At 36.9% G+C, this 18,166-nt stretch carries 17 protein-coding genes and 1 pseudogene; 8 read left to right on the forward strand and 10 right to left on the reverse strand.

The genetic code is table 11. The features are described from left to right. Window positions 1–383 (forward strand): annotated as a pseudogene (locus tag BWI92_RS27260) (hypothetical protein); the annotation flags it as partial. A gap of 182 nt (window positions 384–565) precedes the next feature. Here the strand turns inward: BWI92_RS27260 and BWI92_RS08750 are convergent. The 5 genes from BWI92_RS08750 to BWI92_RS08770 form a co-directional block, all read right to left on the reverse strand. After that, window positions 566–1,648 (reverse strand): aminotransferase class V-fold PLP-dependent enzyme, encoded by a 1,083-nt coding sequence (locus tag BWI92_RS08750; RefSeq protein WP_095162029.1) that lies wholly within the window; start codon window positions 1,646–1,648, stop codon window positions 566–568. Beyond that, entirely contained in the window at window positions 1,641–2,276 is a 636-nt protein-coding gene (locus BWI92_RS08755; RefSeq protein ID WP_095162032.1) for a DUF4276 family protein, read from the reverse strand. Before BWI92_RS08755 ends, BWI92_RS08750 begins: the two co-directional genes overlap by 8 nt. Continuing rightward, window positions 2,270–3,304 carry an AAA family ATPase gene (locus BWI92_RS08760; protein ID WP_095162033.1) on the reverse strand — a complete coding sequence of 345 codons (1,035 nt, stop codon included), beginning with the start codon at window positions 3,302–3,304 and terminating at the stop codon, window positions 2,270–2,272. Before BWI92_RS08760 ends, BWI92_RS08755 begins: the two co-directional genes overlap by 7 nt. Before the next feature lie 69 nt (window positions 3,305–3,373). Then, on the reverse strand, window positions 3,374–5,287 hold the full coding sequence (gene serA / locus BWI92_RS08765; protein ID WP_095162035.1) for a phosphoglycerate dehydrogenase: 1,914 nt from the start codon (window positions 5,285–5,287) through the stop codon (window positions 3,374–3,376). A 214-nt stretch (window positions 5,288–5,501) separates the two neighbouring features. Continuing rightward, complete coding sequence (locus BWI92_RS08770; RefSeq protein WP_310588884.1) at window positions 5,502–6,362, reverse strand: alpha/beta fold hydrolase; 861 nt, start codon at window positions 6,360–6,362, stop codon at window positions 5,502–5,504. Window positions 6,363–6,666: 304 nt separating this feature from the next. Between BWI92_RS08770 and BWI92_RS08775 the strand changes: the two genes are divergently transcribed. Continuing rightward, complete coding sequence (locus BWI92_RS08775) at window positions 6,667–7,611, forward strand: Rpn family recombination-promoting nuclease/putative transposase (RefSeq protein WP_095162037.1); 945 nt, start codon at window positions 6,667–6,669, stop codon at window positions 7,609–7,611. Between the two features lie 77 nt (window positions 7,612–7,688). On the opposite strand, the gene BWI92_RS08780 is transcribed toward BWI92_RS08775, so the two are convergent. Together BWI92_RS08780 and BWI92_RS08785 are read right to left on the reverse strand one after the other, a co-directional pair. Beyond that, window positions 7,689–9,041 (reverse strand): M20/M25/M40 family metallo-hydrolase, encoded by a 1,353-nt coding sequence (locus tag BWI92_RS08780; RefSeq protein ID WP_095162039.1) that lies wholly within the window; start codon window positions 9,039–9,041, stop codon window positions 7,689–7,691. A 219-nt stretch (window positions 9,042–9,260) separates the two neighbouring features. Continuing rightward, entirely contained in the window at window positions 9,261–10,493 is a 1,233-nt protein-coding gene (locus BWI92_RS08785; protein WP_095162041.1) for an isocitrate dehydrogenase (NADP(+)), read from the reverse strand. 258 nt (window positions 10,494–10,751) lie between these two features. Between BWI92_RS08785 and BWI92_RS08790 the strand changes: the two genes are divergently transcribed. Together BWI92_RS08790 and purU are read left to right on the forward strand one after the other, a co-directional pair. Beyond that, a complete protein-coding gene (locus BWI92_RS08790; protein WP_095162043.1) occupies window positions 10,752–11,162 on the forward strand; it encodes a GNAT family N-acetyltransferase in 411 nt (136 codons plus the stop codon). A 224-nt stretch (window positions 11,163–11,386) separates the two neighbouring features. After that, complete coding sequence (purU, locus tag BWI92_RS08795; RefSeq protein ID WP_095162045.1) at window positions 11,387–12,232, forward strand: formyltetrahydrofolate deformylase; 846 nt, start codon at window positions 11,387–11,389, stop codon at window positions 12,230–12,232. 92 nt (window positions 12,233–12,324) lie between these two features. Here purU and BWI92_RS08800 read toward each other — a convergent pair whose 3' ends face one another. Together BWI92_RS08800 and BWI92_RS27265 are read right to left on the reverse strand one after the other, a co-directional pair. Then, window positions 12,325–12,573: a hypothetical protein gene (locus BWI92_RS08800; RefSeq protein ID WP_095162047.1), complete on the reverse strand. Its 249-nt coding sequence runs from the start codon at window positions 12,571–12,573 to the stop codon at window positions 12,325–12,327. A 41-nt stretch (window positions 12,574–12,614) separates the two neighbouring features. After that, window positions 12,615–12,779 (reverse strand): hypothetical protein, encoded by a 165-nt coding sequence (locus tag BWI92_RS27265; RefSeq protein WP_176464381.1) that lies wholly within the window; start codon window positions 12,777–12,779, stop codon window positions 12,615–12,617. A 352-nt stretch (window positions 12,780–13,131) separates the two neighbouring features. On the opposite strand from BWI92_RS27265, the gene ffh reads away from it, so the two are divergent. Together ffh and BWI92_RS08810 are read left to right on the forward strand one after the other, a co-directional pair. Then, window positions 13,132–14,457: a signal recognition particle protein gene (gene ffh, locus BWI92_RS08805; protein ID WP_095162049.1), complete on the forward strand. Its 1,326-nt coding sequence runs from the start codon at window positions 13,132–13,134 to the stop codon at window positions 14,455–14,457. A 75-nt stretch (window positions 14,458–14,532) separates the two neighbouring features. Continuing rightward, on the forward strand, window positions 14,533–14,892 hold the full coding sequence (locus BWI92_RS08810; protein ID WP_095162051.1) for a VOC family protein: 360 nt from the start codon (window positions 14,533–14,535) through the stop codon (window positions 14,890–14,892). 61 nt (window positions 14,893–14,953) lie between these two features. Here BWI92_RS08810 and BWI92_RS08815 read toward each other — a convergent pair whose 3' ends face one another. Further along, the gene (locus BWI92_RS08815; protein WP_095162054.1) at window positions 14,954–15,469 is read right to left on the reverse strand and encodes a hypothetical protein; all 516 of its coding nucleotides are present in this window, start codon (window positions 15,467–15,469) and stop codon (window positions 14,954–14,956) included. 567 nt (window positions 15,470–16,036) lie between these two features. Here BWI92_RS08815 and rhaT point away from each other — a divergent pair. Both rhaT and BWI92_RS08825 read left to right on the forward strand, forming a co-directional pair. After that, window positions 16,037–17,089, forward strand: a complete 1,053-nt coding sequence (rhaT, locus tag BWI92_RS08820; protein WP_095162058.1) for an L-rhamnose/proton symporter RhaT — start codon at window positions 16,037–16,039, stop codon at window positions 17,087–17,089. Further along, entirely contained in the window at window positions 17,086–18,117 is a 1,032-nt protein-coding gene (locus tag BWI92_RS08825) for a GntR family transcriptional regulator (protein WP_095162060.1), read from the forward strand. The genes rhaT and BWI92_RS08825 overlap by 4 nt, the downstream gene beginning before the upstream one ends. Window positions 18,118–18,166: the final 49 nt, after the last annotated feature.

The raw sequence follows: 18,166 nt of genomic DNA on the forward strand, positions 1-18,166 counted from the left end.
CCAAAAACTATCAGTCACCACTCTATTTATTAACCTCATTGCCTGTAGAATCAGCTAAGGATGCTTGGGAAATATGTCATAGCTACATGCACCGATGGAATATCGAACAGGCGTTTAGATTCGCCAAAACTGAGCTAGCTATTGAATCTCCTAGGTTATGGTTCTTCGAAAATACCCTCAAACTATTAGCCATCGTCACGCTCATTTACGACTTCTTGATGAAACTCATCAGGAATTGGCCATCTATTATCAAGATAATCATCAATCAATTTGCTCATAGAACAGGAAATCGGTGCCAAAATGCTTTGACACCGATTTATCGATTGAGAACGGCCATCCAAAACATGCTATGGTGCTACTTCGCACAACAAAATTCGGGATGACTCATGTTTTATCCTAAAATTCAAGATGATGCATCAGTATGGGGATATCTGCTGTTAGATTTCAGAAGTATAGCTTAATTTTTGATTGATATTTTGCGAAAAATCAAGGAATAGACTCTTGTTCCGAAATCAAAATTCCCAAATTCATAATAGCTTGAATACCTTGACTTTGGTATAAAAAGCTATAGTTTTTTCATTACCTCGATTAAGTTTTCTACTTGCTCGATATTGACAGCAGCAAAGTTGGCAATACGAAGTTGGGTAGCCTTAAAATCGCCATAACCAGAGCCAATTACCATATTATCAGAAGTTTTGACAGCATCGATAATGTCAGCAGCAGATTTTCCTACGGTATTTACTACTACTACTGTTTGCGAACGGTGTTCAGGATTTTGTACGAAAATGTCTAGGTAATCACATTTTGTAGCAAAATCGTAAAGCATTTTCGCTTTGCGCTCGGTTTCTTTACGAATTGTTTCGATACCAATTTTATTCATGTCTTCGGCTACTTTTCCTAATACATAAATCCCCACTACGTTTGGTGTTTCTGGTGTTTCGAATTTCTCGAAGTTTTTCCAAAGCGAAGGTAAAGTATGATAAGTACCGATGATACCATCGTTTTTCTTTAATGATTTAGCTTTATCGAGCATACTTTGATTGGCAACCCAGCAGCCCAAACCAGCAGGCATCCCAAATGATTTTTGTACAGAGAAAAACGCTGTATCTATCAATTCAAAGTCTAAATCAGGATATGGAGCCGACGATACCATATCTACAGCAACAAATTTATCTTTATTGCCACGTTTGAGTTTATGAATCTCAGAAGGGCGCATTTGTACACCCGAAGACGTTTCGTTGGCAGTAGTACAAATTAATTCTGAATATTGTGGTACTTCGATTTCCGCATAGTCAAATCCCTCGCCAAATGGTTTTTCGTATTTGTGAGCAAATTTGCCTAGTTCTCCTGAGAAGTCGTAAAATTTCTTTGAAAAAGAGCCATTTACCAAGTGGAAGCTTTCAAACTCTACGGTGTTTTGGATGATTCTCTCCCAAATTTCTGTGGCAGAGCCAGTAAAGAAAATGCCCGATGATTCAGGGATATTCATTAGCGTACGAAGTTGCTCTACCGTATGCTGATAAATCTTACGAAACTGAGCAGAACGGTGCGAGATAGACCCTAATTGAAGGTCAAACGCATCGCGATAGTGTTGTTCAACAGTTGGAAAAAGTTCGGCTGGACCTGGGGTAAAGTACGTTTTACGCATGAATTAATAGTTCTTTAATCTTGTTCAGTAAATAATGGAAATCTTCAAATTGGTACTTGAGTTTTTCAGGGTCGAGTTGCTGAATCAGTAAATGAGAGTTTTTTAACTTACCGTATTTCAGCTTTTTTATCTTACCTGCTTTTTCAGACTCAAAATAGGATTGTAGTAATGAGTTGAGAACTCCACTAGGGTTGGAGATATCTTCTGGTGACATATCCTTCAAAGCTTGGAATTCGGCTAGTGAACCGTCTATTATTTTAGTATATGCTTCAAAAGTTGTTTCAATCTTATCTGGCTGAGAAAGTATCCAGCTTTCCATGGCTTGTATCATAAAAAACACAAAATCTTGGTGTTGTTCTAGCTGATACTCTTTCAGACGCACCGTTTTTTGTGATTGATCCCCATCCAAATCTAATAATGCTAATTGATTTGAATGCAAGGGCATTTTGATAATAGAGGCGTATGAGCCTTTTGTATCAATTTTTATTTGAATACGGTCATCTTGAACGCCTTTGGAAAGTAGTGACTGAAAACTCTCACGAAGTTTTTCACTATTATCAAATGTATCAGCACTGGCATTACTATTTGGATGAACACCCCCTTCTACTAAAATACTGACCTCTACCATCGCGTTCCTCCAATTTGACCTCTAAGCCACATTTGTCCTGCCAAAAACTCACCTTCCCAATCAGGGAAATCTTCTTCGGATACTTTTTTTACGATAGTTTCATTACTTTCATTTTTCTCAAAAATTATTAAATCTTCTAATTCAAAAGCATTTAATAATAAGGGCGAATGTGTCGCAATAATCATTTGTGTGCCATTTTGTGCAGCGTATTTGATACCCCTTGCAACACCATTAATCATATCTGGATGTAAGCCCATTTCTGGTTCATCAAGACAAACTATACTTCCTCTTTTAGGATTATAGAAAATTGAAAGCAAAAGCAAGTATCTTAGTGTACCATCCGAAATATGTTCAATAGTAATGGCTCTATCTAAGTTTTTTTCCTTTAATGAGAGTAAGCTTTTACCAGCAATAGGAGTCGTAAAAACAAGTTCTCGGAAATTTGGATTTATCTTTTTAAACTCTTCTACCAGTTTATCAAAAGCTTTAACTGAATTTCCATTCAAATAACTCAATAGTCCTGTCAGATTTTTACCATCGCTTAAAAGGTTTTCTTCCGAATAATAAGGCGAAAGTTGTCGGATGGGGCTTTCAAAAGTAGTATCGAAATTATCGTATATTTCGATGCCTTTGAGTAATTTCTCTGTAACCTCCAAAGTAGTATCTCTCGCTAGAATATCGTAAGAGTTTCCAATTTTTCTTATTGAGAAATCAATATGGTAATCATCTTTATTAAAAGTATCGTCAAAATTACTTACAACATTTTTATCAAACTCATAGCGTAGGTAAATTATAGAAGCATCAGGATGTATAAAATTACAAGCACCAGAAAAGCCTCCCCACTTTTGCATAAATAGCTTTTCAAATTCATTCGCACTTATATAAGCTTTCAACAAACGTATCGCCTTGATGAAATTTGATTTTCCTGTTCCGTTAATTCCTACCAGAACATTGGTATCAGCATTCAATTCGATGGTTTGTTCATTGCCAAAGCTGAAGAAATTTTGAATCGTTATTTTTTTTATCATGCTTTTTAAATGGGGATAAAAAACTTGTGCCACGAAATACGTGGCACAAAGATATAAGAATACAAGATTTTAATACAACATTCTAAATTTGATGGTATTATCCAAGCCTTTTAGCTCTTCTACAATCTCGTCTGCATACTCTTTTGCTACGTCAGTGATTACATAACCGATGTTGTTGGTTGTTTTAAGATACTGACCTTTGATGTTAACATTGTATTTGGCAAAAATACCGTTGATTTTAGCCAAAATACCTGGTACGTTTTGGTGAACGTGCAACAAACGGTGTGCATCTTCCAATGCTGGTAATTGCAATTCTGGGAAGTTTACCGAACCGTAAGTGCTACCGTTGTTCATGAACTGCAACAATTTGCTTGGTACAAATTCACCGATATTTGCTTGAGCTTCTTCCGTAGAGCCACCAATGTGTGGAGTCAAAATGACTCTTGGCAAACTACGCAATTCGTTCATAAACTCCTCGTCGTTGGTTTTTGGTTCGTAAGGGAACACGTCAACAGCCGCTCCCCAAACTTTACCCGATTTCAAGGCATTTACTAAAGCTGGAATATCTACTACATGACCTCTTGAAAGGTTGATGAAGATGACATTGTCTTTCATCATAGCAAATTCTTTTTCTCCAATAATGTTTGAGTTAGTCTTACGACCATCAACGTGCATAGAGATAAAGTCAGAAATGCTCAATAGTTCTTCAAGAGTTTTACATTTTTTGGCATTACCCAAAGCCAATTTATCAACAGCATCGTAGAAGTAAACTTCCATACCCATTGCTTCGGCAATAACCGAAAGTTGAGTACCAATGCTACCATAACCTACCAAGCCGAGCTTCTTACCACGAATTTCGTAAGAGTTAGTCGCAGATTTGTCCCAAACACCTTGGTGCATTTTATTTGACTTCGTAAAAATGTCACGAGTCAACATAATCATTTCCCCAATGGCCAATTCTACCACCGAACGAGTGTTTGAATATGGTGCATTGAATACGGCGATACCACGTTTTTCACATTCAGCTAAATCGATTTGGTTGGTACCAATACAGAATGCCCCAACGGCCATCAAGCGACTAGCATTTGGATGCTCAAGCACACGTTTGGTAAGGTTGGTTTTAGAACGTAAACCTAAAATAGAAACACCTTTGATTCGCTCGATTAGTTCTTCTTCGTCCAAAGCACCCTTCAATAGTTCTACTTGAAAACCTTCATTTTTGAAAGCCGCAACAGCTTTTGGGTGAACGTTTTCTAATAATAAAACCTTGATTTTTGATTTTGGATAAGATTGTGAACGGCTCAAGCCATTGATATATAGGAATTCGTCTAATGAAGCTACAACCTCATCAGCTTTTTCTACAACTTTTTGACGCTCAACGTTTTCGATGAAAGCGAAGAACTTATTAGCCAAACCAGACTCACGAAGTTCATAGTCGGTATAGCCATCACCGATTGCATATACATCGCCTTCTAATTGAAGGGCTTGAAGTAATTTTACTTTACCTTTATCTTGAGAAAGTAAGTTGCTTTCGTCATAACCCGTGATGTTTCCTTCGGCATCGTAAGTAAATGTATTAGCAAAAACATTTTCTTCTTTTACGCCCATTGACACAGCTACAGGAACAATGAAATCCTTGAAACCACTCGACACAATGTAGATATTTTCACGATACATCGAGATAAACTCTCTGTTACGTGCAAATGAGTCGGAAATTTTACCCATCAAAAACTCAATCAAAGTATTTACATGGTCGCGGTGTGCTGGCAATAAGGCAACTCTCGCCTTCAAGGAATCAGCAAAACCAATTTCACCCAACATACCTTTGTCTGTAATCGCTTTGATTTCACCGACAATTTTTTCGCTGTCTTTGTTTCCTGCCAATGCAATGGCCGCTAATTCGTCAAGACCTTCTACCTGCGTGAAAGTGCTGTCAAAATCAATGACGAAATTTACTTGATGTTCTGCTGTTTTAGTCAACATGTTCTTACTGTATGTCGCAAGTCAGGGGTCAAAGCCTTTTCCTACGGATTTGAAACTCTAGTTATTTATATATTGGTTAACCTATTTGGTACTCGTTGCTAGTTTTTGGATAAAAAGCTTAATGCTTGATATTCCGACCAGAGGGTTTCCTCATAGCCTTTTTGCATAAATCCGCAATGTCCACCTTTTTCAGGAGCTTGAAAAAATACCTTTTCTAAGCGACTGACTTTATCGAAAGGAAAACATTCTTTCGATAAAAAGGGTCATTTTGGGCATTAATTATTAACGTGGGTATTTGGATTTTTTCAATAAAATACAGGGAACTATTTCTTTGATAATAGTCTTCTGCATCTTTAAATCCGTGAAGTTGTGAAGTGTAATAGTTGTCAAAATCACGCAGAGTGCGTATTTTTGACAAGTTTGTAGTGTTGATGTTTTCAGGAAAGTAAACAGCCTTTTCTTGGATTTTTTTGGTAAGAGTTTTATTAAAACGGCGGGTATATACCCAGTCTTGCCAACTTTCCATTTTGGAGCTACTTCCAGAAAGGTGCAAAGGTACGGAAAATGTTACAGCCTTTTTGATTTCAGGACGAAGATTTTCGCCATTTTCACCCAAATACTTCAGTGTAAGATTGCCTCCTAAGCTGAAGCCCATCAGGTATATTTCCTTATAATTTTGTGCAGCGTATTTGATTACCAAGTCTAAATCATCAGTGGCGCCGCTATGATAAAAACGAACTTGCTTGTTGATTTCTCCCGAACAGCTACGAAAATTCCAAGCCAAACAGTCAAACTGATGTTGGTTAAACAACCTGACCATGCCCGTGATATATTGTCGAGTAGAATCGCCTTCGAGACCATGGGATAAAATCAAAAGTGGACGCTGTGAATGAGTTTCGTTAGGATTTACTTTTGACCAATCCAAGTCCAAAAAATCATGGTCTGGAGTTGATAAACGCACACGCTGATAACTTATCCCATCTACTTTACGAAACAAGGAAGGATAAATGGTTTGGAAATGACCATTTGGCAGCCATAGAGGAGGCTGGTAATCAGAGTGTTTTACAACTGGCATTTTGTTTCAGAATTAACACTTGAATTTAGGAGTATTCTTTGAATAGTTGAATATTTTGGCGGAAATTCATAATTTTTTATTGAAAAAGTATTATTTGATTCTTCGAAAGAAGTTATAGCAAAAGGAGACCAAGTAAAAAGAGTAGGATTTTACGAAAAGGTCTATTGCTAAAAAAGGAAATGCGAGCTGTTCAAGAGAATAAGTCTAAATTGCTCAAGCAATTGGAAATCAAACTTGTATGCTAACAAATGTTTAGTCCTGAAAATTGTCTAACTTTGGATTTTAGAACTACTCCTTTACAAACATGAAAGCAAAATATCTTAATCCATTTACGGACTTCGGGTTCAAGAAAATCTTTGGTGAAGAAGCCAGTAAGCCACAACTTATTGACTTCCTGAACTCCCTTTTGCCCGAAAGAGACCAAATCGTAGAACTCACCTTCAAAAACAATGAGCAATTAGGCTTTACACCCTACGACCGAAAAGCCATTTATGATATCTATTGTGAAAATCAAAATGGTGAAAAGTTTATCGTTGAGTTGCAAAAAGCCAAACAGAATTATTTCAGAGAAAGAACCATTTACTATTCCACTTTCCCGATTCGAGAACAAGCAGAAAAAGGTATTTGGAACTACAATCTAAAAGCGGTGTACTGCATCGGAGTACTAGATTTCACCTTTGATGATTACGAATCTGAACCTGAAAAATCAGAAGTCGTTCATACCATCAATCTCAAAAATCAGCATGGAAAGGTCTTTTATGATAAATTGACTTATATCTATCTTGAAATGCCTAACTTCAAAAAGGAAGAGCAAGAGTTGACTACTAGACTAGATAAATGGTTGTATTTTATCAAAAATCTCGAAGACTTTCAGAACATCCCAGAGTTGTTTAAAGATGAAGTATTTACTCACGCTTTTCAAGTCGCTGAACTAGCCAAAATGGATAGGGAAGATTGGGAACGATACGAATACAGTCTTAAAGTATTTAGAGACAATAAAGCCACCTACGATTATGCTGTCGAAACAGCACGTGAGGAAGGACTCTTAAAAGGTATGCAGGAAGGGTTGAAAGAAGGTTTGAAAGAGGGAATTCAAAAAGGAATTCAAAAAGGAATTCAAAAAGGTATTCAAGAAGGATTGAAAGAGGGACAACGAAATGTTGCTCGCCAAGCTAAAATGATGGGTCTAGATACATTGAGTATTCAAAAATTAACGGGTCTTTCAGAAGAAGAAATTACGAATTTATAGTTTAAACCAAAAAGCCAAGAGAATCAGTTTTAGTACTGAAATTCTTGGCTTTTTGACATTAATACGTTGACTCAATCTTACATTCCCACTTTTGGCAATATAGGTAAACTCTCGTTACCATCTTCGCCCACAGCTTGTACAGCAAAGAAATAATGGTCTTTTGAGTAAGGAATATTAATGCCATTTTTAGTGGTAAAAATTTTCTTTTGCCAGAAAGGCTGATAGGTCTCACGTACTAATACATAATATCCTTTTACCTTACCTGATTTTGGTGTTTGCCAAAATAACGTAGTACTGTTGGTCAATGATTTGGTATCAATGGTAACATTCTGAGGTGTGGCTGGAGCTTTTGCTAGGTTAGCCAACGTTGCTAAATTCATAGCCGTATTTTTTCTTAAATACTCAAAATCCATAAACTCTGGTAAATCGCCATATTGAGTACCTTTTTCAGTGCGTAAATCTTGGTGCTGATGATCAAAGTTTTCGTTCATTTCAGTGACACGAACTGCTGCAAAACCACGATTTACAAATGGTGTATGGTCGCCACCTCGTAAAAAACGGTCGTTGCGATATACCATTACTACCTCCAAATTATCGACATATCTTTCTCCAATTTCCTTCGCATAACGTGCTAACTGACGAGCTTTTCCATCGTTTTCTTGTCCCATATTGCGAATACCTGTTGCTTTTTTGTCAAGTTCAAAAGCAGGAATTCCTTCGCTAAAAATACGAACACGAGTATTGTCGATAATTCTAGTCTCATTGCTATTATTCGAACCCACAATATCATTGTTCATAATGGCCTCGATATTCCATTTTTCGTTGACCGCTTTTTGTGCTAAATAATCAGCGCCAAGAAGTCCTTGTTCTTCACCACTCACTACCAAGAAAATTACCGTAGCAGGAAATTGTGCTTTGGCCATCACACGAGCTAGTTCAATCACTGTAGCTGTTCCTGAACCGTCGTCGTTGGCTCCTGGGGCGGTAGCTTCTCGATTCATGACATTGGTTACACGGCTATCAATATGCCCCGAAACGATAAAAATACGGTCGTCGTTCGGGTCTGTTCCTTTCAAAATTCCCATGACGTTGCCCATATCTTGGTCTTTGTCGACACGTTTGCCATCTGGTTTGAGCACCCACGAATCAATCATGGCTGTCATGCGACCACCTGATTGTTTGGCGTATTCTTGGAATCGGCTTAATACCCAACGTCTTGCAGCCCCAATCCCACGTTTCTCTTCAGTAGTGGTACTCATGGTATGACGAGTGTCAAAACTTACCAATTTCTTGATATGTGATTGCAAACTATCAGCATTTACTTCAGCAACGAGTTGTTCGATGGCTGGATCACGCTGAACGATTTTTTGAGCGTTAGCTTCTGTAAAAAGTGCAAAGGATAAAATTAGCGGGAGGTAGTGTTTTTTCATGAATGATGAAGCATTTTAATGAATGAAAATTCCAAGATAGCACTTTTCTCTAAAAAATCTGTCTGTTAGAGATATATGGCTATGGTATAGAGATAACGGTTGACAACTTGTAGATGTTTGAAAAAGACTATTAGTAAACTAGAAGGTGAATAGGTATAAAGTAAAAAGCCAGCCTAATCATACGAATAGGCTGGCCTTTCAAAACTATTTTAACAAAAATTATTTTGCCAAAGCAGCTTTCAAATTCTCGTCGATTGCTGCCAAGAATTCTTCAGTATATAAGTAGTGTTCTCCATGAGAAACTTTGTTTCCGTGGATACACACTGCTAAGTCTTTAGTCATTTTACCTGACTCAACTGTTTCGATACATACTTTTTCCAAAGTTTGGCTAAAGTTGATCAACTCTTGGTTACCGTCTAATTTACCACGGAATTCCAAACCACGAGTCCAAGCAAAGATAGATGCAATTGGGTTAGTAGAAGTAGGTTTTCCAGCTTGGTGGTCACGGTAGTGACGAGTTACAGTTCCGTGAGCTGCCTCAGCTTCCATTGTTTTACCGTCTGGAGTTACCAATACTGAAGTCATCAAACCTAATGAACCAAAACCTTGCGCTACTGTATCTGACTGAACGTCACCATCGTAGTTTTTACAAGCCCATACGAAGTTACCATTCCATTTCAAGGCAGAAGCTACCATGTCATCGATCAAACGGTGTTCGTAAACGATTCCTTTTTCAGCGAAAGCTGCTTTGTAATCTGCTTGATAGATTTCTTCAAAAATATCTTTGAAACGACCATCGTATTTTTTCAAGATGGTGTTTTTTGTAGATAAATATAAAGGCCATCCTTTGCTCAATGCCATGTTGAAACATGAGTGAGCAAAACCACGAATAGATTCGTCAGTGTTGTACATTGTTAATGCTACACCGTCGTTTTTGAAGTTGAATACCTCAAAAGTTTGTGGTTCAGAACCGTCTTCTGGTGTGAAAGTAACTGTTAATTTACCTTTACCTTTTGTCAAGAAGTCAGTTGCTCTGTATTGATCACCAAAAGCGTGACGACCAATCATGATTGGAGCAGTCCAGTTTGGAACTAATCTAGGAACATTTGAACAAACGATAGGCTCACGGAACACAGTACCATCCAAGATGTTACGGATTGTACCGTTTGGTGATTTCCACATTTGTTTCAAGTTGAATTCTTTTACACGAGCTTCGTCTGGTGTGATAGTAGCACATTTGATACCTACACCGTATTTTTTGATAGCCTCAGCTGCATCAACAGTAACTTGGTCATTGGTTTCGTCACGGTACTCCATGCCCAAGTCATAATATTTGATATCCAAATCCAAGTAAGGAATGATTAACTTATCCTTGATGAATTTCCAGATAATTCTAGTCATTTCGTCGCCATCAAGCTCAACGACAGGATTTTCAACTTTAATTTTTCCCATTTTTGTATGAAAACGTTATGCGTTATTAATGATGCGTGAATAGTTTGCGCATTTCGACTGCAAATGTACGGAATGTTATGATACGTAGGGAACATTATTAGGTGAGAATCAATAGTTTTTTCAGAAAAGCATTGCTAAAAAATATATAGTTAGCATTTTTTTCTTTAGGTTTGAGCTTTTTCAAATATCCTAAAATGCTAAAATAGAGGGTAACTATTGTCTTGTAGCTTTGGGGCTTATCAATTTTAAATATCCATTATGACCCATATAGTCCATCAAATATCAGCAGCTCAAACTTGGCCAATTCGTCATAAAGTTATGTGGCCAGATTACCCTTTAGACTTTGTCAAAATCAAAAATGATGAAGATGGAATTCACTTTGGCTTGTGGCTTGATGCTGAATTAGTATCTGTGATTTCTTTATTTATTGAAGGTCAAGAAGCACAATTTCGGAAATTTGCTACACTCGAACATTTACAAGGAAGAGGTTTTGGCTCGGCGCTGATAGGTCATTTGATTGATTTTTCGAAAAAACATAAAGTACAATTACTTTGGTGTCATGCCCGCACGTCAGCATTACCATTCTATCAAAAATTTGGACTCGATGCCGTTGGAGATACATTTGTAAAAGAAGGTATCGAATATGTAAAAATGGAAATACAACTGTAAATGCAGGATAGATTTGAAGATTTGGCAATTTGAAGATGGGCTGAGGCTGTCTGTTAAGTATCTCAACTTTTCGTAGGACTCAAATCATTCTAGGCTATAGTTTTTGTATTTTAATTCTGTAATAATTAGCGATTTAGTAAAACGAATAAGTAATTTTGCGGGCTGTTAAATGCTATTTTGTGAAAGCAGCATAGTTTACTGTTAGCCATTATAAAAATTTTGAAATGACAGATTATATTCTAAGAATTGATTGCCCCGATGAAAAAGGGCTTGTGCATAAAATCACAGGAGTACTATTTTTTAATAACCTCAATGTAGAAAGAACCGACGAATTTGTCGAAAGAGATACCAATCAGTTTTTTATGCGTGTGGCCTTTTCTGGGAATTGCGACCCCGAAAAAATTGAGGACGGATTAAGAGGTATTTTGCCCAATGGCGCTAATATTGACCTTTCCAAAAAAGAAATCAAAGATGTAGTGATTTTGGTAACTAAAGAGCATCATTGCATCAGTGATTTATTGATTAGAAATGAGTTTAAAGATTTGCCAATCAATATTTTAGCAGTAATCGGCAATCATGAAGTATTACGTTCCTTAACTGAGCGTTTTGGTATTCCGTTCCATTATATTCCAGCCAAAGGAACCGACGAAGCGTCGAGATTGGATCATGAAAACCAAATCCATGAATTGTTAGCTACCTACAGTTTTGATTATTTGGTGTTAGCCAAATTTATGCGTGTGTTAACACCATCTTTTACTGAACGTTATACAGGAAAAGTCATCAATATTCACCACTCATTTTTACCAGCGTTTATTGGTGCTAATCCATATCGTCAGGCGTATGAACGTGGGGTAAAGATTATTGGTGCAACGGCACACTTTGTGACCGACGATCTGGATGAAGGACCAATTATTTTCCAAGATGTGATTTCCGTAAACCATACCAAAACGGCTACCGAAATGGCTGCTGCTGGTCGTGATGTTGAAAAAATTGTTCTTGCCAAAGCGCTTAAGCTAGTATTAGAAGATCGGGTATTTATTGCAGGAAACAGAACGATTATTTTTGAATAAAATCAAAAAGTAAACAGCGTTATAGTAAAAAAGGCACAAAGTGATTATGATACACTTTGTGCCTTTTTTACTATAACGCTTTGTCCCTTTATTTAATCTACCGTCTGAATTTGTCGATTAATTGACAACACCTCTTTGCCTCCAACCTTTTCACACACCAAATCTCCACTGGTAATAAGAAAATGTTTAATGAAAAATTGATTATTCGTTTTTACCACAAAAGTATATTCTCCGTCCTCAAGCCCTGCTAGGTGCAAATTGAGCATCACATGAGAATCTTTTAAATTGGCTTCTTTTTGTTCAATGAAATCTGCAGAATTACGTGGCCGTAAGTAAGTCATAATTGACTCAGACTGTGTATGATTTATGAGAATTTTATAAATCAAAGGATTTTTTCGTCCTGATGAATATCCACTAAAAGCCCTGCTTTTTCAGCTTTTTTTACTTCTTTATGGCGAGCTTCGTCGATGCTGATAAATTGTGCTTTTGATAGAAAGCTTGAACAGATTAGGAAAACTACGTAAAGGATGAATTGAGGTGCTTTCATATTAGTATTGTATGTATTTGGTGAAACAAAAAAGTTTTATTGGTGCTATAAATACTTGTAATACAATAAATTGAGTGCACAAAATTATTTTAGGGAGATAGGTATATCAATGACAATAAAAGGTGAACAAAAACAATAATTATCAAGGATTGTAGCAAGTCAAACTCATTGTTTGTCTGCAAGCCACTGTAAATCTGATGGGAAGGATATAAAGTTTGTAAGTATAAATTGGAGGTAGGTATATCTATTACAAGATAATAATTAGCAATTTATGAAACTACTAATGCTTAATTTTTTTTGTACCTTTGCGGTTCTATAGAATGAACTATAAGATTTTTAGCTATAACCGACAATGTTTGAGAATTTAAGTAATAAACTTAATACCGCAATGCGTACCCTTAAAGGTAAGGGACGTATCACGGACGTTAACGTAGCCGCTACAGTGAAAGAAATCCGTCGCGCTTTGATGGATGCCGATGTTAACTACAAAGTAGCGAAAGAAATTACCGACCGCATCAAGGATGAAGCGATGGGTCAAAAAATCGTTATTGCAGTTGACCCAGGTCAGATGTTGGTAAAAATTGTACATGATGAGCTCGTAAAATTGATGGGTTCTCAGGTACAAGGTATCAACCTCAAATCAGACCCTTCTGTTATCTTGATTGCTGGTTTGCAAGGTTCTGGTAAAACTACATTCTCTGGTAAGTTAGCTCAATACCTCAAAAAATCGGGTCGTAACGTACTCTTGGTAGCCTGTGATATTTACCGTCCTGCGGCGATTGACCAGTTGAAGGTATTAGGTGAGCAAGTAGAAGTAGAGGTTTATTCTGAACCAGAAAACAAAAATGCTGTACAAATTGCCCAAAATGCATTGGAGTATGCTCGCAAAATGGGTAAAAAAGTAATCATTGTCGATACTGCGGGTCGTTTGGCTGTAGATGAGGCTATGATGAATGAGATTGCAGCAGTAAAAGAAGCTATCAAACCATCTGAAACCTTGTTTGTAGTAGACTCTATGACAGGTCAGGATGCAGTAAATACTGCAAAGGCATTCAACGACCGTTTGAATTTTGACGGGGTAGTTTTAACTAAGTTGGATGGTGATGCTCGTGGTGGTGCGGCGCTTTCTATTCGTCACGTAGTTGAGAAACCAATCAAGTTTATCTCGACAGGTGAGAAAATGGATGCCCTTGACCAATTCTACCCAGATCGTATGGCTAGCCGTATTTTGGGTATGGGTGACGTGCTTTCCTTGGTTGAAAGAGCTCAAAATGCCTTTGACGAAGAAGAAGCAGAGCGTATCAATAAGAAAATCCGTCAAAACCAATTTAGTTTTGAGGACTTCTACTCTCAATTGCAACAAATCAAGAAAATGGGTAATATCAAAGATTTGATGGGTATGATTCCAGGGATGGGGCAGGCTATCAAAGACGTTGATATTTCGAATGATTCTTTCACACCAATTGAGGCAATTATTCAGTCAATGACTCCAAAAGAGCGTCAGAAACCTGAGTTATTGGATATGTCTCGTAAGAAACGTATTGCTGCTGGTTCGGGTACTTCGGTTCAACAAATCAACAACTTGTTGAAGCAGTTTGAAGAAATGCGCAAAATGATGCGTATGATGAATCGTGTACAAGATGGTAAAATGAAATTGCCTAATTTCCCTAAAAGATAGGTATTAAACTTTAGTATCAGTTTTTGAACAAATGCACATACGTTTTGGCGTGTGTGCATTTGTTTTTACAACACTATGAAAATCAAAGAGATTAATCATATCGCCCTTTTTGTCAAGGACCTAGAGGCGTCGAAAGAGTTTTATGGAAATGTATTAGAATTGCCAGAAGTAGCTCGTCCAGCTTTTGATTTTGAGGGAGCTTGGTATGCATTGGGTACGCATACTTTACATCTGATTGCAGGGCGTACCGATGACATTATCGTTGGAGGTACAAGACGTAATCATTTTGCTTTAGAAGTAGAAGATATTGAAGAGTGCGAAGCCTTTTTGAAGGCTAAAAAAATACCCATGGTAGGACCCAAAATGCGCCCAGATGGTGTCCCCCAAATTTTTATCCAAGACCCTGACGGTTACTGGATGGAGTTTACTTATTGAGTGACTGAGTGGTTGAGTGATTACTTTAAAATTCAATTAAAGTAATCACTCAACCACTCAATTATTCTACTTGCGACAAATTGATTAATGTTAAAGCTTTTTGGGCTTCTTCTGGTTTTTGCGTCCCAATGAGTAAAGACATTTTATCTTTAAAAACCAATTGAATTCCCATATCTCCAGCTATATTCAAAGCGCCACCTGCATTTCCAAATCCTACTCGATAACCCCAGCCACCATATTCTGATAGTGGAGCATATTTTCGTACATAAACGTCCTCAAGCATATCCCATTGATAGATTCTGAAGCTTTTTTGAAGTGGAACAAATCGTACATAAATACCATCCTCATATATGCTTGTTTCTAGACAAAAAGAGCGCATAAATAGCGTAAACGCTAACATCGCTAATACGGCAATCCATAATCCTGTATTACTCATGGGGTGGTCCCCAAAAGGAATTTTTAAATAGATTTGCTGAATCCATCCATAGATGAAAATACCATTGGTGCCAAATAAAATCAACCACATCCACCATTGGTTAAAGCGTTGTTTCTCAATAAAAAGAGGTTGTTTTTCCATAAGTTTAATCATATATAGATTGGAGATTAAATACAATTGAGGAGAAAGAGAAGGTTTTTATCAAAAATAAACTGCTTCACAATAAAGTCAACAATCTTATGAACAACGATAACAACATGTTTTTTATCGCTGTGCTAACTTTTATTTTTGTTATAACTACCCGACTACTTCCCTTGAATAATGATATTTATTGAAGTGTCGACTACACTTAATGGAATATACAAAAAATTGTTTTTCAAATGAGTAGCAACTATTGATTAAAAACTAAATACTTATTAAAGTACAACTCTCTTGTAGTCACAGTGATATATTGTTTTGATAGAAGACAAAAAAATAGAATAAATCTCGAGTAGAAAAATAACCCATAGTTATTTTATATATAATTTTTGGTAATTGAAAAACTGCAATATTCAAAGATGCCTTAGGACAGTTATAAGGTGTATAAAGGGTTATATTTGTAGGGTAATATTTGTTTTTCAATAATCAAACTTCATATAATCACAATTTTAAGGTTTACGGATTGTTCCACATACATGTAAATCTTAGACTATGTAAAAAGACCTTTTTATGGAATCTATTCTTGGCGTTATTTTCCACTCGGTAGGTGGTTTTGCTTCTGGGAGTTTTTATATCCCTTATAATCGTGTTAAATCATGGGCATGGGAGAGTGCTTGGATTGTGGGTGGTGTGGTATCGTGGCTATTAGTACCATACTTGGCTGCCTATCTTACTATTCCTGATTTTATGACGATTATCAAAACTACTGATCAAGGTGTGATTTTTTGGACATTTTTGATGGGCTTACTTTGGGGTATCGGTGGTTTGACCTTCGGTTTAGCTATGCGTTATTTGGGTATGTCTTTGGGTATGTCTATCGCCTTGAGTTTATGTTCTACATTTGGTTCTTTACTGCCTGCTGTCTATCGTGATGTATTTACCAATGATGTTGAGGGAACTTTCTCATACATGATCAGTCATACTGGTGGGCAGGTCGTATTATTAGGTATTTTGGTTTGTTTGGGCGGTATCATGGTTTGTGGTAAGGCTGGAATGATGAAAGAAAGAGAACTTACCGAAGAACAAAAAACAGAAACGATTAAAGAATTTAACCTTACCAAAGGACTTATCGTAGCTACGATTTCTGGTATGATGAGTGCTTGTTTTAACTTTGGTATTGAAGCGGGAAAGGCCATGGCTGAAACAGCAGTAGCAAAAGGCTGTAATCCATTATTCCAAAACAATGTTATCTTTGTAGTGGTACTCTGGGGCGGATTTGTAACCAATTTTGTATGGTGTATGTATCTTAACACACGTAACAAAACATTTGGTGACTATTTAAACTCAAAAGCTCCTTTGAAGAAAAACTATGCTTTTGCAGCGGTTGCTGGTACAACATGGTTTTTGCAGTTTTTCTTCTATGGAATGGGCGAAAGCAAATTAGGTAATGGCGCTAGTTCATGGATTTTGCACATGGCAACTATTATCCTAACTTCTAACTGCTGGGGTATCGTATTGGGTGAATGGAAAGGTGTTTCAAAATCAATTTTCCGTACTATTTTAACAGGTATTGGTATTATCCTTTTATCGGTGATTATTGTCGGTATTGGTAATTCTCTATGAAAAAAGAGCGTTTTTTAGAACATTTGAATATTGATGAATTTTCGGCAACTCCGAAATATCAGCAACTTGTCAACTCGGTACTTAGTGCTATTAGACAGGGTATCCTCACTACTGGGGATTTATTGCCCTCGATAAACGAACTAAGTATCGAGTTCGATATTTCACGTATTACTGTCGAAAAAGGCTATAACGAACTTCGTAAGTTGGGCGTATTGACGTCGTCGCCAGGAAAAGGCTATTTTGTGGCAAGTACTTTTTTGTCACAAGAACTCAAGATTTTCTTGGTATTCAATAAGTTGAGTCCACACAAGAAAATTATTTATGATGCTTTTGTCAAAACATTGGGCGACAAAGCGGCTATTGACTTTTATATTTACAACAACGATTACGTACTTTTTAGTAAACTACTGGGACAACAAAAAAGCAATTATACACATTATGTTGTGATTCCGCATTTTATTGATGAGGAAGAAAAAGCGTATAAATTGCTAGATCAGCTCCCCAAAGACAAACTGATAATTATTGATAAAAAAGTCAAAGAGATTCAGGGGAATTATGGGGCTGTGTATGAAAACTTTGAAAAAGATATTTTTAACTCATTGAGTCAAGCTTTGGATGCTTTGAGTAAATATCATACCATTAAATTAGTCTTTCCTGAGCATAGTTATTATCCTCAGGAAATCTTGAAAGGCTTCAAAACTTTTTGTAGCAATTATGCCTTCAACCATCACATTGTGCATGATTTGGCTGAGGAACCTGTCAACGAAGGAGAGGTTTTCATTAGTTTAATGGAAGATGATTTGGTGCAGTTATTGGAAAAAATTATCGTATTAAATCTGACTGTTGGCGAGCATGTAGGGATAATTTCTTACAACGAAACACCACTCAAAAAGTTTATTATGAAAGGCTTAACAACCATTTCTACTGACTTTGAGGCTATGGGTGTGACCGCTGCCAAATTGGTACTTAACTCTTCAAAAGAACATATCGAAAATCCTTTTTACTTGAATATGAGAGGCTCATTATGATTTTGGATTTCGGATATTTGATTTCGGATTTTATCCTGTTTTTTATACA

Origin of the sequence: Flectobacillus sp. BAB-3569, assembly GCF_002270355.1 — a bacterium.
In the GTDB taxonomy this organism is placed as follows: domain Bacteria; phylum Bacteroidota; class Bacteroidia; order Cytophagales; family Spirosomataceae; genus Flectobacillus; species Flectobacillus roseus.

What these genes read in the sequence shown, in the direction of transcription:
- BWI92_RS08810 (WP_095162051.1), top strand. Translation starts at nt 14,533, where the DNA reads ATGAAAATCAAAGAGATTAATCATATCGCCCTTTTTGTCAAGGACCTA.
- BWI92_RS08815 (WP_095162054.1), bottom strand. Translation starts at nt 15,469, where the DNA reads ATGGAAAAACAACCTCTTTTTATTGAGAAACAACGCTTTAACCAATGG.
- rhaT (WP_095162058.1), top strand. Translation starts at nt 16,037, where the DNA reads ATGGAATCTATTCTTGGCGTTATTTTCCACTCGGTAGGTGGTTTTGCT.
- BWI92_RS08770 (WP_310588884.1), bottom strand. Translation starts at nt 6,362, where the DNA reads ATGCCAGTTGTAAAACACTCTGATTACCAGCCTCCTCTATGGCTGCCA.
- BWI92_RS08755 (WP_095162032.1), bottom strand. Translation starts at nt 2,276, where the DNA reads ATGGTAGAGGTCAGTATTTTAGTAGAAGGGGGTGTTCATCCAAATAGT.
- serA (WP_095162035.1), bottom strand. Translation starts at nt 5,287, where the DNA reads ATGTTGACTAAAACAGCAGAACATCAAGTAAATTTCGTCATTGATTTT.
- BWI92_RS08775 (WP_095162037.1), top strand. Translation starts at nt 6,667, where the DNA reads ATGAAAGCAAAATATCTTAATCCATTTACGGACTTCGGGTTCAAGAAA.
- BWI92_RS08800 (WP_095162047.1), bottom strand. Translation starts at nt 12,573, where the DNA reads ATGACTTACTTACGGCCACGTAATTCTGCAGATTTCATTGAACAAAAA.
- ffh (WP_095162049.1), top strand. Translation starts at nt 13,132, where the DNA reads ATGTTTGAGAATTTAAGTAATAAACTTAATACCGCAATGCGTACCCTT.
- BWI92_RS08780 (WP_095162039.1), bottom strand. Translation starts at nt 9,041, where the DNA reads ATGAAAAAACACTACCTCCCGCTAATTTTATCCTTTGCACTTTTTACA.
- BWI92_RS08825 (WP_095162060.1), top strand. Translation starts at nt 17,086, where the DNA reads ATGAAAAAAGAGCGTTTTTTAGAACATTTGAATATTGATGAATTTTCG.
- BWI92_RS27265 (WP_176464381.1), bottom strand. Translation starts at nt 12,779, where the DNA reads ATGAAAGCACCTCAATTCATCCTTTACGTAGTTTTCCTAATCTGTTCA.
- BWI92_RS08760 (WP_095162033.1), bottom strand. Translation starts at nt 3,304, where the DNA reads ATGATAAAAAAAATAACGATTCAAAATTTCTTCAGCTTTGGCAATGAA.
- BWI92_RS08785 (WP_095162041.1), bottom strand. Translation starts at nt 10,493, where the DNA reads ATGGGAAAAATTAAAGTTGAAAATCCTGTCGTTGAGCTTGATGGCGAC.
- BWI92_RS08750 (WP_095162029.1), bottom strand. Translation starts at nt 1,648, where the DNA reads ATGCGTAAAACGTACTTTACCCCAGGTCCAGCCGAACTTTTTCCAACT.
- purU (WP_095162045.1), top strand. Translation starts at nt 11,387, where the DNA reads ATGACAGATTATATTCTAAGAATTGATTGCCCCGATGAAAAAGGGCTT.
- BWI92_RS08790 (WP_095162043.1), top strand. Translation starts at nt 10,752, where the DNA reads ATGACCCATATAGTCCATCAAATATCAGCAGCTCAAACTTGGCCAATT.